At 71.4% G+C, this 12,433-nt stretch carries 9 protein-coding genes; all 9 read right to left on the reverse strand.

The features are described from left to right. Positions 1-4: 4 nt before the first annotated feature. On the reverse strand, positions 5-919 hold the full coding sequence (locus JJ685_RS01830; protein ID WP_201672466.1) for an efflux RND transporter periplasmic adaptor subunit: 915 nt from the start codon (positions 917-919) through the stop codon (positions 5-7). Positions 920-927: 8 nt separating this feature from the next. After that, positions 928-2,841, reverse strand: coding sequence for a preprotein translocase subunit SecA (locus JJ685_RS01835; protein WP_201672467.1), 1,914 nt, complete (start codon positions 2,839-2,841; stop codon positions 928-930). Next, on the reverse strand, positions 2,838-4,979 hold the full coding sequence (locus JJ685_RS01840; protein WP_201672468.1) for a PqqD family peptide modification chaperone: 2,142 nt from the start codon (positions 4,977-4,979) through the stop codon (positions 2,838-2,840). Before JJ685_RS01840 ends, JJ685_RS01835 begins: the two co-directional genes overlap by 4 nt. Next, on the reverse strand, positions 4,976-6,364 hold the full coding sequence (locus JJ685_RS01845; protein WP_330901688.1) for an HlyD family efflux transporter periplasmic adaptor subunit: 1,389 nt from the start codon (positions 6,362-6,364) through the stop codon (positions 4,976-4,978). The genes JJ685_RS01840 and JJ685_RS01845 overlap by 4 nt, the downstream gene beginning before the upstream one ends. Before the next feature lie 89 nt (positions 6,365-6,453). After that, positions 6,454-6,939 carry a VOC family protein gene (locus JJ685_RS01850; RefSeq protein ID WP_201672470.1) on the reverse strand — a complete coding sequence of 162 codons (486 nt, stop codon included), beginning with the start codon at positions 6,937-6,939 and terminating at the stop codon, positions 6,454-6,456. Then, entirely contained in the window at positions 6,936-8,984 is a 2,049-nt protein-coding gene (locus tag JJ685_RS01855; protein WP_201672471.1) for an acetyl-CoA carboxylase biotin carboxylase subunit, read from the reverse strand. Before JJ685_RS01855 ends, JJ685_RS01850 begins: the two co-directional genes overlap by 4 nt. A 7-nt stretch (positions 8,985-8,991) precedes the next feature. After that, positions 8,992-9,849, reverse strand: a complete 858-nt coding sequence (locus tag JJ685_RS01860; protein WP_201672472.1) for a hypothetical protein — start codon at positions 9,847-9,849, stop codon at positions 8,992-8,994. 17 nt (positions 9,850-9,866) lie between these two features. Continuing rightward, the gene (locus tag JJ685_RS01865) at positions 9,867-11,399 is read right to left on the reverse strand and encodes an acyl-CoA carboxylase subunit beta (RefSeq protein ID WP_201672473.1); all 1,533 of its coding nucleotides are present in this window, start codon (positions 11,397-11,399) and stop codon (positions 9,867-9,869) included. A 19-nt stretch (positions 11,400-11,418) separates the two neighbouring features. Continuing rightward, on the reverse strand, positions 11,419-12,432 hold the full coding sequence (gene meaB, locus JJ685_RS01870; protein ID WP_201672474.1) for a methylmalonyl Co-A mutase-associated GTPase MeaB: 1,014 nt from the start codon (positions 12,430-12,432) through the stop codon (positions 11,419-11,421). Between the last annotated feature and the right edge of the window lies 1 nt (position 12,433).

The raw sequence follows: 12,433 nt of genomic DNA on the forward strand, positions 1-12,433 counted from the left end.
GACCTCACAGGCGCGGTGCGCGCGGCGTGGGTTCGACCTGCAGCTTCACCCCGGTGGGCGCGGACGGGGCGCGCGGTACCGGGTGCGGCGCGCCGGCGCCGTCCTGCTTCGGCAGTTCGGCCTTGCAGCGCAGGCCGGCCGGCAGCTTGTTGCCGGCGTTCGGCAGGCTCAGGCGCGCGCGGAAGGTGTTGCTGGCACCCTCTATGACCTTGTCGACCAGCACCACCTTCGCGATGCGGGGCTCGGCGCCCGGGAATTCCGGCGTGATGCGCATCTCGCTGCCGCGGCTCACCACCGGGTAGAGGCTGGCGGGCAGCACCACCTCGATGCGCAGCGGATCGATCACGGCGATGCGGAACATGGGCCGCTCCTCGACGCGCTCGCCCACCGACATGAAGCGGTCGGCGACCACGCCGTTGCTCGGGCTGCGGATGGTGCGCAGGCCCAGTTGCGCCCGCGCCAGCTCGTGCTCGCGCGCATAGATGTCGCGCTGCTCGCGCGCCTGGACCAGGCGGTTCTCCGCGACCAGCGCCTCGGCCCGCGCCTGCTCCAGTGCCTGGGCGGAGATGAACTCCTGGCGCGCGAGGTCCACCGCGCGCGCGAGCTTCTGGCGCGCCAGTTCGGCATTGGCCTCGGCGGCCCGCAGTTCGCCCTGCGCCTGCGCCCGGCCTTCGGCCACGCTGACGGAGGAGCGCTCGACATCGGCCCGCAGGGTGGCCAGCGGCTGGCCGGCGCGGACCGGGTCGCCGCGCTCGACATGGACCTGCTCGATCACCCCCACGACGGGGCTGCCCAGGTCGGAGACGCTGAACGGCTCGATCAGGCACCCCAGGGGCTGCTGCGCCGACGGCGCCGATGGTGGTGCGGCTTGCGCGCTTTGGATCAGCAGGACGGCGGCAGCCAGGAGGGAACGACCCATCCAGTTCATCACGCTCCCCAGCGACTGAAATTCAGGTCGCGTTCTTCGTTTTGTGCAAGCGCGGAAAGTCTTGCACGTTGTTGACGGCGGGACCAGCCTTCGAGCGCCTGGGCCGCCCGAAGGCTCACCCGGGCGAACAGCCGGTTCATCGAGGGTCGCTGCAGCAACACTTGCCACAGGGGCGGCAAGCGCTTGCGCAGCAGCGGAAAGTCGAGGGCGAGCATCGTCTCGCAGCTCCCGGGCTGGCCCTGGCGCCCCGCGCGCCCGAGGAACTGCCGGTCGATGCGCGGCGACGCATTGAGCTGGCACAGGATCACGTGCAGCCCGCCGGACGCGAGCACGGACGGCGCGAGGCCGATGTGCGCCCCGCGCCCCGCCATGCTGGTGGCCACCGTGAGGCGACCGGGCTGGCCGGCCGCGCCGATCACGCGGCTCTCCTCGCTGTCCTGGCGCGCGTTCAGCACCACGGGGGCCAGGCCGCGCGCGCGCAGCAGGGTCGCCAGCGCTTCGGACTCGCGCACGCTCTCCGTGCCCACCAGCACCGCGCGGCCGGCGGCGCACAGGTCGGCGGCGCGCGCCGCGACCGCCTGCCAGAGCTGCCCGCTGTCGGCGAACAGGCGGGTCGGCCCCTGCCGCACCTGGCGCGGCGTGCGCGGCGGCACCCGCACCGAGGAAAGACCGTAGATGGAACGCATCTCCCGGGTGGAGCCGCTGAGCGTCCCGCTGATGCCCGCCAGCCGCAGGTAGCGCACGAAGAAGCGCTGGAAGGTGATCTGCGTCAGCGTTGCGTTGCGGCGCGTGAGCGGCACGCCCTCCTTGATCTCCACCAGCTGGTGCAGCCCGCGGCTCCAGGCCTGGCCGGCGGAAATGCGGCCGGTGTTTTCGTCCACCAGGTGGACCTCGCCGCCGCGCACCACGTACTCGCGGTCGCGCTCCAGCAGGTGGGCCGCGCTGATCGCCAGTTCCAGCGTACTTGCGCGGTGCTGCGGATGCCCCAGCAGAGGATGCGCGTCGGCCGGCCAGTCCTGCAGCTGCGCGAGCCCGGCCTCCGTGAGCCGCGGCTGGCCCTGCTCCACCCGGTAGTCGCGCCCGTGCTGCAGCTTCAGCGCAAGGCCGAAGGCGCGGCGCAGGAAGGCCTCTTCGGCGACGGCCGCGGCGGGCTGCGACAGCACCAGCGGCACCCGGGCCTCGTCGATCAGGATCGTGTCGGCCTCGTCGAGGATCGCCATGCACAGGCCGCGCAGCACCGGCTGCTGGCGCGCGCCGGCCTCGCGCAGGCGCCGCTCCAGCGGCGACAGGTCGCCCGGCTGCAGCAGGCCGTCGCGCAGGTAGTCGAAAGCCAGTTCCTTGGCGGTGCAGTAGGTGACGTCGCTCGCGTAGGCGGCACGCCGCTGCGCGGCCTCCATGGGCTGGGCGATCCAGCCCACCTTCAGGCCGAGGCGACCGTAGAACACCGAAAGGTCTTCCGCGTCGCGCTGCGCCAGGTAGTCGTTGGCGGTCACCACGTGCACCGGCGTGCCGGCGAGCGCGGCGACGCCGGCCGCCAGCGCGATCGCCACCGTCTTGCCCTCGCCCGTGTCCATTTCGACCAGGCGCTCGTCCAGCAGCGCCTGCGCCGCCATCAGCTGCTGCCAGTGCGGCTTCACGCCCAGCGTGCGCTGCATCGTGAGGGCCGCCACGCGCAGCGCCCGCTGCAGCCAGCCGGCATCGCGCCGGGCCTGCGGGGCCTGGCGCAGCGCCTCCAGTTCGGCGGCCACGTCGCTTTGTTGCGGCAGGCTTGCGTGCAGGTCGCGGGCGCTGCGCGCGAGGCCGCCGCGCCAGAAGCGCGCCGGCCGGTCCGCCTGCTCGATCGGCAGCCGCATCTGCGGGTACGGTCCCCAGACGAGCCCCGGGAACGGCCAGGACGTGCTGTCGAGGCTCATACCTGGCCGGTCGGGCTGAATTGCTTGAGGAACAGCTGGCGCGCATGCGCCAGCCACTGCAGGCCCAGCGGCTCGGGCGGCAACACCAGCTTGACCCAGGCGCGCCCGCCGATGGCGGAAGGCTGCAGCGACGGCACCTCGGCATCCAGCAGGAACACCGGCACGCGGGCGCGCAGGCCCTGCGGGTCGGCCGGATCCACCGGCACCGGGCCGCCGAAGCGGTCGCCCAGCGCCGGCGCGGGCAGGTCCAGCGTGGCGCCCGGCGCGGCTTCCGCGAACCGGCCCGCATGGGTCTGCGTGGGCGCATCGGCCAGCCGCACTTCGAGTGCGCGCACGCGCCCGCGGGTGCGCAACCAGTCTTCTTCCAGCAGCGCGACGCGCACGTGGGCCGCGCTGCCGGTCAACACGTGCCCCAGCATCGCGCCGCGGTGGGCGAAGCTGCCCGGGAGGTCCTGCGGGCGCGCCCACACGACTTCGCCCGGCAGCTGCGCGCGGACTTCGAGCTGGGACAGCTGTTCGTCGACGCGGGCCAGTTCGGCGTCGTTGCGCGCCAGGTCCAGCGCAAGGTCGGCGGCACGGGCCGGTTCCTGCAGCAGCGCCCGGTATTGCTGCGCGAGCAGTCCGGACCGCTCGGCCTCGATGCGTTCGCGCGCGGCATTCAGCACCGGATCGCGCAGCACCAGCAGCACTTCGCCGGCCTGGGTGGTGCCGCCTTGCGGCAGTTCCAGCCTCTCGACGAAGCCGTCGCCGCCAGCGCGCAGCTGCGCCTTGTCGGGCGGCCAGACGATCCCGCGCGCCACCACCTGGTGCGGCGCCGGAACGACCAGCAGCAGCACCGCGAGCCCGCCGGCGAGCACGCCTGCGACGCGCAGCGAACGCCTGCGCGCGAGCGCGTCGGAACCGTCGCCCGCCGCCCAGCGCCAGGCCTGGCGGGCCAGCCAGGCCAGCACCGCCAGGGCGGCGCCCCATCCGAGCAGCCAGGACTGCTGTCCGATCCAGAACACCAGCCCGAGCAGCAGCAGCACGCGGTACGCCAGCGACGCCGGCGCGTAGAGGGCCAGCCACTTGGCCTCGCCGGGCGCGAGCAGGGGCGCCGGGCCCGGAGTCCCCGCGCCGTTCCACCGGCGCCAGCGGCGCGTCCACCAGGCCTGGCTGCGCAGGGCGAGGTTCGGCAGCTGCAGCGCGTCGCACAGCATGTGGTAGCCGTCGAAGCGCACCAGCGGGTTGGCGTTGAACAGGAGGGTCGAGACCGAGCAGATCAGCGCGACCACCAGCATCGCGTCGCGCAGCACGCCGGGGCTCAGCGCCAGCCACGCGCCCAGTGCCAGGCAGGCGAGGCCGATCTCGACCACGATGCCGGCGGCGCTGACCACGAGCCGCTGGCGCGGGCAGGCGAAGGCGTTGGCCGCGGTCGCATCCACGTAGGGCGCGGGGGTCAGGAACATCACCGTCACGCCGAGGTCGCGCACTTCGCCGCCGTGGCGCCGCACCGCCAGCCCGTGCCCGAGTTCGTGCAGCAGCTTGAGCACCGGGTAGACCAGCCAGGCGATGAAGTAGTTGGCGGGCGATGCGAACAGGCGCTTCGCATCGGCCTGCAGTTCCGGGAAGCTGGCGCCGGCGGCCAGCAGCGCCAGCAGCACCGTCGCCAGCCAGGCGAAGAAGGCCGGGGGCCGGAACAGCCAGTGCGCCAGCGGCGCCAGCGTTTCCAGCAGCGGCCCCGGATCGAGCAGCGGCATGCGCAGCATCAGCGGATTCATCATGCCGCGCCGGCGCTGCCGCCCTTCCTCGCCGCGGCGCGCGAACAGCAGCGACAGGTTGGGCGCCGAGTCGAAGCGGATCATGCCGCCGCGGAACAGCTGCGCGAGCAGGTGCAGCACCTCGTCCTGCGTGGGTGCGTCCTCGCGCCGGTGCGCGAGCTGGCGCTGCCACAGTTCGTCCAGCGTGGCGCGGCCGTCGAAGCGGCCCACCAGCGCATAGGCCGCGGGATTCAGGCGCAGCTGCCGCCCCGAGCCCGGTTCGACCAGCACGTGCCAGGCCTGTCCGCGCACCTGCTGGCGCACGATGCGCAGGCCGGGCACGAGGCTCGCGCGCAGGCCCGCGACGCGATGCCACGAACTGCTCACCAGCGGCTGGTTCACCAGGGGCTCACCTTCCACCAGGCCAGGCGCAGCCAGTCGAGCCCGCGGTGCGCCAGGATCCAGGCGAGCGGGCGCCAGCCGGCCTCCACCTTGCCCACGCCGCTGAGGCCGGGGCGCAACTGCGGCGGGGTCTGCTCCAGCGCCGCCTCCACCTCGAAGAAGTTGCGGCCGTCGGCGGCGGAGGCCACCGGCACGATGCGGCGCGTGACGAAGGACAGCGTGCGATCGGGCCGGGCCGCCAGCGCGAGTTCGCCGCGCTGGCCGGGACGCAGGGCGGCGACGTCGGCCTCGTCCACTTCGAGGATCAGGCGGAAGCTGTCGTTGGGGGCCAGCACCATCAGCACCTCGCCCCGCTGCACCGGCGCGCCCAGGCTCTGGCCCAGGTCGCCCTTGATCACGATGCCGTCGAAGGGCGCCTCGATGCGCGCGCGCGCCAGCTGCCCCTCCACCAGGGCCAGCAGGGCCTGGGCCTCGGCGGCCCGGGCCTGCAGCGTCACCATCTGCGCGCGGTCGGCGCGGGCCTGCGCCGCGCGGTAGGCGTTCTCGTGCTGGCGCAGCTCGCTCTCGCGCCGGCGCCGGTCCAGCTCCAGGTCCTGCGAGGAGAGTTCCGCCAGCACCTGGCCGGCCTGCACGCGGTCGCCGGGACGCACGTTGGCCTGCTGCAGGAAGCCGTCGGTGGCAGCCACGATGGCCCGCTGCACCGAGCCTTCCAGCCGCGCCGGCGCGCTCACCCGCCACGGCACCGGCACCGCGAGCGCCGCCACCACGACGAGGGCGCCGCCCGCCAGGGCCTGGCGGCGACGCCCGGGCCGGGCGAACTGCTCGCGCCAGGACTGGCGCAGGCGCGCGTGCCAGGGCAGCGCCAGCTGCCGCTTCAGTTCGAACACGGGACCGGCCAGGCGGGCCACGTCGGCCAGCAGGGCCAGCTCCGGCAGGGTGAAGTGCCTGGCCGAGCGTTCCAGCACGATGGCGCCCACGATGCGCGTGCCTTCCACCAGCGGGATGCTGCAGGCCGCGCCGGTGCCGGCCAGCTGCCGCTGCGCCACGGTGATGAAGTCATGACCGGAGGGCGGCGGCCAGGCCACGCCATTGGCCTGGTCGATCGCCTCCTGCATCGCATCGAGCAGCGCCGCGGCGGCGGGCTGCCCCGGCTGGAGGTCGGCGGGATGGGAGCTGCCGGCCAGCCGCAGCCCTTGCGGGCCCAGCATGCCGACTGATGCACGCGCGCAACAAAGTTGCTCGCAAAGCTCCGCGCCGAAGGCCGCGGCGGCCTCCGGAAGCGCCGCGCGCGCGAGCGCGGCGCCCAGGGGCCGCAGCAGGTGCGGCGCCTTTTCAGGCGCTGTGAGGCGGGAAATGCCCTGGGGCGGAGGCGACGAGAGGTCCATGGTTACAGATCCCTACAATTGTCGCCTCCTCAACCGTAGCTGGCGAGGAAATATGCGCGGTTCCGCGCCGCGCGGCAGGGACTACGGGTTTACCCGGACTGCCCCGCGAGAGCGGCAAAGGCGCGCACCACCTCCGGCGGCGCCTGCACCAGTTCGATCAGCACACCCTCGCCGCCGACCGGCGACTCCTCGTTGCCCTTCGGGTGCACGAAGCAGATGTCGAAGCCGGCGCCGCCTCGGCGGATGCCGCCGGGGGCGAAGCGCACGCCCTGCCCCGTGAGCCACTCCACGGCCGTGGGCAGGTCGTCGATCCAGAGGCCGACGTGGTTCAGGGGCGTGGCGTGGACGGCGGGCTTCTTCTCCGGGTCCAGCGGCTGCATCAGGTCGACCTCGACCTTCAACGGGCCGGTGCCCAGCGCGCAGATGTCCTCGTCCACGTTCTCGCGCTCGCTGCGGAACGTGCCCGTGATCTCCAGGCCGAACAGGTCCACCCACAGCTTCTGCAGGCGCTGCTTGTCCGGGCCGCCGATGGCGATCTGCTGGATGCCCAGCACCTTGAACGGACGCGTGCTCATTCGAACTCCACGATCGGCTGGTCGACGGCGAGCGATTCGCCCTTTGCGGCCAGAACCTTGCCCACCACGCCGTCCGCCGAGGCGAACAGCACGTTTTCCATCTTCATCGCCTCGATCACCGCCAGGCGTTCGCCGGCCTGCACCTTCTGGCCCGGCTGCACGGCCACGTCCACCAGCAGGCCCGGCATGGGCGACAGCAGGAAGCGGCTCATGTCCGGCGGTGCCTTGAAGGGCATCAGGGCGAACAGTTCGGCCGTGCGCGGCGTGAGCACCATCGCGTCCAGGCGCGTGCCGTTGTGCTGCACGCGCAGCGCCAGCGGGTTCTTGTTGGCGCCGCGTTCCACCTGCGCCATGAAGGACTTGCCGTCCACCGTGCCGCGCATGCGCGGCGCGCCCAGGTGCCAGCTGCTGCAGATCTCGTAGGTGCGGCCGTTGGTCTCCACCACGGCGGAGCCGCTCTTGGCCGCGAACTCGCGCACCTTGGCCGGCTGGTGCTGGTGCTTGCCGTCGGCATCGAGCTTGACGACCACGTACTCCTCGCCGATCTCGAACTCGTGCCCGCGCATCTGGCCGCTGATGCCGGCGGAGCGCTCCAGCGAGCGGCGGTTGGCATAGGCGGCGATCGCCACCAGGAAGTCCGGGTCGTCGTGGCGCACGTCCTCGGCCTTGAAGCCGCCGGCGTAGTGTTCCGCGATGAAGCCGGTGTTGAAGTCGCCGGCCACGAACTTCGGATGCGCCAGCAGCGCCGCCTGGAAGGGGATGTTGCTCGAGATGCCGCGGATCACGAAGCCGTTGAGGGCGTCGCGCATCTTGGCGATCGCGTCCTTGCGATCGGTGCCGTGCACGATCAGCTTGGCGATCATCGAGTCGTAGTACATCGGGATCTCGCCGCCCTCGCCCACGCCGGTGTCCACGCGCACGCCGTGCAGGTGCCCGGTGTCGGCGGCCCACATGCTGGGCTGCGGCGGCTGGAAGCGCACCAGCCGGCCGGTGGACGGCAGGAAGCTGCGGAACGGATCCTCGGCGTTGATGCGGCACTCGATCGCCCAGCCGTTGCGCTGCACGTCGGCCTGCGCGAGCGGCAGCTTCTCGCCGGCGGCCACGCGGATCATCAGTTCCACCAGGTCGAGGCCGGTGATGCACTCGGTGACCGGATGCTCCACCTGCAGGCGGGTGTTCATCTCCAGGAAGTAGAAGCTCTGGTCCTTGCCGACCACGAACTCCACCGTGCCCGCGCTCTGGTACTTCACGGCCTTGGCCAGGGCCACGGCCTGCTCGCCCATCGCCTTTCGGGTGGCTTCGCTGATGAAGGGCGACGGCGCCTCCTCGATGACCTTCTGGTGGCGGCGCTGGATCGAGCACTCGCGCTCGTTCAGGTACAGCACGTTGCCGTGGGCGTCGCCGAGCACCTGGATCTCGATGTGCCGCGGCTCCTCGACGAACTTTTCGATGAAGACGCGGTCGTCGCCGAAGCTGTTGCGCGCCTCGTTGCGGCAGGAGGTGAAGCCCTCGAAGGCCTCCTTGTCGTTGAACGCCACGCGCAGGCCCTTGCCGCCGCCGCCGGCGCTGGCCTTGATCATCACCGGGTAGCCGATGTCCTTGGCGATGCTCACCGCCTGCTCGGCCGACTCGATCGCGTCGTTGTAGCCGGGGATGGTATTGACCTTCGCTTCCTTCGCCAGCTTCTTGGAGGCGATCTTGTCGCCCATGGCCGCGATGGAATAGTGCTTGGGCCCGATGAAGACGATGCCTTCCTCCTCCACCCGCCTGGCGAAGTCCTCGTTCTCGGACAGGAAGCCGTAGCCGGGGTGGACTGCCTGGGCGCCGGTCTTCTTGCAGGCGGCGATGATCTTGTCGGCCACCAGGTAGCTCTCGCGGCTGGGCGGCGCGCCGATGTGGACCGCTTCGTCGGCGAGCGCCACGTGGCGGGCGTCGCGGTCGGCGTCGGAGTAGACGGCGACGGTCTTGATGCCCATCTTGCGGGCGGTGGTGATGACGCGGCAGGCGATTTCACCGCGGTTCGCGATCAGGATCTTTTCAAACATGTCGTTCTCACTTGCCCTGCGGCTGGGAGGCTTTGTTCTGGGGGGTCGGCGCGCCGGTGCCGCGGACCAGGAGGAAGGAGCTCACGCCCTGCACGAAACGGTCGGAGGCCTTCAGGGCCGCGGCCTTGCAGGCCTCGGCGGCGAGCTCGCGGCAGGGGAACACCTGCGAGAACTCCAGCAGGGCCGAGTCCTGGGACACCAGGTAGCGCGTCACGCCGACCGAGCGCAGCTGCTTCGCGTTCTCGTCGGCGTGGGTGCGGTAGGGGAAGTTGGGGTCGGCGACGCGGTTCGGCACGATCCGCTCCAGCCCCTCGCCGAGCCCGGAGTTGATCCGGGCGAACTCGATGCCGCGCGCCTCCATGGCCTTGCGCTGTTCCGGGCTGCGCGGCTCCCAGGCCTTCAGCACCGACTCGCGGTCGTGCGGCCGGTCCTGGCGCAGGCGTGTGACCACCACGGCGGACACGGGGCCGAGCGGATCCGCGGCGACGCCCTCGGGATCGGGCACGAACAGGATGTGGGAGGTGTCGACTTCCTTGCCGTGCGCGAGGACCACGGCTTCGCGCACCGACACGATCTTCTCGTCGCGCAGCTGCGGCAGCTTCAGCATGATCCCGGAAACGCCCGAGCGGTACTCGCCGTTCTCGAAGCGGTAGGCGCCTTCGGGCAGCGGCTTGAACTCGCGCTTGTTCTCGCCCGGCTTGCCACCGGGGACCGGGACCAGCTGCTCCTGCAGCACCTTGCCGAGCGCGGGGCCCTGGGCGGCGGACGCCGCGGCCTTCGGTGCGGCGGCCTGCTGCGCGCCGGCGGCGGCGCAGGCCAGGGCCAGCAGCGCGGCGGCCGCGCGGGGGGACGGCAACTTCTTCACGGCCAACGGCTCCCGTGTCACAGCGGAATGTTCCCGTGCTTGCGCCACGGGTTCTCGAGTTTCTTGTCGCGCAGCATCACCAGCGAGCGGCAGATGCGCTTGCGGGTCTCGTGCGGCAGGATCACGTCGTCGATGAAGCCGCGGGCGCCGGCCACGAAGGGGTTGGCGAAGCGGGCCTTGTATTCCGCCTCGCGGGCGGCCAGCTTGTTCGGGTCGCCCTTGTCCTCGCGGAAGATGATCTCCACCGCGCCCTTGGCGCCCATCACCGCGATCTCGGCGTTGGGCCAGGCGAAGTTGACGTCGCCGCGCAGGTGCTTGGAGCTCATCACGTCGTAGGCGCCGCCGTAGGCCTTGCGGGTGATGACCGTGACCTTGGGCACGGTGCACTCGGCGTAGGCGTACAGCAGCTTGGCTCCGTGCTTGATGATGCCGCCATACTCCTGCGCGGTCCCGGGCATGAAGCCGGGCACGTCGACGAAGGTGACCACCGGGATGTTGAAGGCGTCGCAGAAGCGCACGAAGCGCGCCGCCTTGATCGAGCTCTTGATGTCCAGGCAGCCGGCCAGCACCAGCGGGTTGTTGGCCACGATGCCCACCGTCTGGCCTTCCATGCGGGCGAAGCCGATCACGATGTTCTTGGCGTAGTCGGGCTGCAGTTCGAAGAAGTCGCCGTCGTCCACCGTCTTGACGATCAGCTCCTTCATGTCGTACGGCTTGTTCGGGTTGTCCGGCACCAGCGTGTCGAGCGAGAAGTCCATGCGGTCGGCCGGATCGTTGCTCGGGCGCACCGGCGGCTTCTCGCGGTTGTTCAGCGGCAGGTAGTTGTAGAGGCGGCGCAGCATCACCAGCGCCTCGACGTCGTTCTCGAACGCCAGGTCGGCCACGCCGCTCTTGCCGGTGTGGGTGGTGGCGCCGCCCAGTTCCTCGGCAGTCACCTCCTCGTGCGTCACCGTCTTCACCACCTCGGGGCCGGTCACGAACATGTACGAGCTGTCCTTCACCATGAAGATGAAGTCGGTCATGGCCGGCGAGTACACGGCGCCGCCCGCGCAGGGGCCCATGATCATGCTGATCTGCGGGATCACGCCCGAGGCCATCACGTTGCGCTGGAACACGTCGGCATAGCCGCCCAGGGAGGCCACGCCTTCCTGGATGCGGGCGCCGCCGGAGTCGTTGAGGCCGATCACGGGCGCGCCGACCTTCATGGCCTGGTCCATGATCTTGCAGATCTTCTCGGCATGCGCCTCGGACAGCGCGCCGCCGAAGACGGTGAAGTCCTGGCTGAAGACGAAGACCAGGCGGCCGTTGATCATGCCGTAGCCGGTGACGACGCCGTCGCCGGGGATCTTGTTGCCCTCCATGCCGAAGTCCGTGCAGCGGTGCTCCACGAACATGTCCCATTCCTCGAAGGTGCCTTCGTCGAGCAGCAACTCGACGCGCTCGCGCGCGGTCAGCTTCCCGCGCTTGTGCTGCGCGTCGATGCGGCGCTCGCCGCCGCCGAGGCGGGCGGCGTCGCGCTTCTTCTCCAGTTGTTCCAGGATGTCGTGCATATCGTTCTCCAGATTCTCGTCATGCCGGGGGGAACCCGGCACCCATGGCCTGGAGCAGTTGCCGCGCGGCGGTCGAGGCCGCCAGCGTGCCCTGCTCCACTTGTTTCGTCATTTCGGGCAGCCGCGCCCGGATTTCGGGGTGCTGCCGGAAGGCCTGCTTCAGTCCGCTCTCGATGCGCTCCCACATCCACGCCAGGGCCTGCTGCCGCCGCCGCGCCGCCAGCCGGCCGCTGGCCTCCTGCAGGTTGCGGAAACGCGTGACCGCCTGCCAGAACTTGTCGATGCCCTCGGCCTTGAGGGCACTGAGCTGCAGCACCTGAGCATGCCACAGGGTGGCGTCGTGCTGCGCATGTCCCGGATGGCCGTGCTGGCCGAGGATGCGCAGGGCGCTGGTGATCTGCGCCTGGGCGCGCGTGGCGGCGTCACGGTCGAGGTCGGCCTTGTTGATGACCACCAGGTCCGCCAGTTCCATCACGCCCTTCTTGATCGCCTGCAGGTCGTCGCCCGCGTTGGGCAACTGCAGCAGGATGAACATGTCGGTCATGCCGGCGACCGCGGTCTCGCTCTGGCCCACGCCGACGGTCTCGACGATCACCACGTCGAAGCCGGCGGCCTCGCACACCAGCATCGCCTCGCGCGTCTTCGCTGCCACGCCGCCGAGCGTGCCGCTGGACGGGCTCGGCCGGATGTAGGCCTGCGGCTGCACCGAGAGCTGCTCCATCCGCGTCTTGTCGCCGAGGATGGAACCGCCCGAGATGCTCGACGACGGGTCGATCGCCAGCACCGCGACGCGGTGCCCGCGCGCGATCAGGTCCAGCCCCAGCGCCTCGATGAAGGTGCTCTTGCCCACGCCCGGCACGCCGCTGATGCCCAGGCGGAACGACTGGCCGGTGTGCGGCAGCAGTTCCGTGAGCAGCGCGTCCGCCTGCGCGCGGTGGTCGGCGCGGGTGGACTCCAGCAGCGTGATCGTCTTGGCGATCGCGCGGCGTTGCTGCGGGCCGGGGGCGGCGAGGAGGGAGGACTTCAGGTCCATC

The organism is Ramlibacter monticola, assembly GCF_016722785.1.
In the GTDB taxonomy this organism is placed as follows: domain Bacteria; phylum Pseudomonadota; class Gammaproteobacteria; order Burkholderiales; family Burkholderiaceae_C; genus Ramlibacter; species Ramlibacter monticola.

Excerpts from the sequence above, each read along its gene's own strand:
- JJ685_RS01855 (WP_201672471.1), bottom strand. The coding sequence starts at position 8,984 with ATGTTTGAAAAGATCCTGATCGCGAACCGCGGTGAAATCGCCTGCCGC.
- meaB (WP_201672474.1), bottom strand. The coding sequence starts at position 12,432 with ATGGACCTGAAGTCCTCCCTCCTCGCCGCCCCCGGCCCGCAGCAACGC.
- JJ685_RS01850 (WP_201672470.1), bottom strand. The coding sequence starts at position 6,939 with ATGAGCACGCGTCCGTTCAAGGTGCTGGGCATCCAGCAGATCGCCATC.
- JJ685_RS01835 (WP_201672467.1), bottom strand. The coding sequence starts at position 2,841 with ATGAGCCTCGACAGCACGTCCTGGCCGTTCCCGGGGCTCGTCTGGGGA.
- JJ685_RS01845 (WP_330901688.1), bottom strand. The coding sequence starts at position 6,364 with ATGGACCTCTCGTCGCCTCCGCCCCAGGGCATTTCCCGCCTCACAGCG.
- JJ685_RS01865 (WP_201672473.1), bottom strand. The coding sequence starts at position 11,399 with ATGCACGACATCCTGGAACAACTGGAGAAGAAGCGCGACGCCGCCCGC.
- JJ685_RS01830 (WP_201672466.1), bottom strand. The coding sequence starts at position 919 with ATGGGTCGTTCCCTCCTGGCTGCCGCCGTCCTGCTGATCCAAAGCGCG.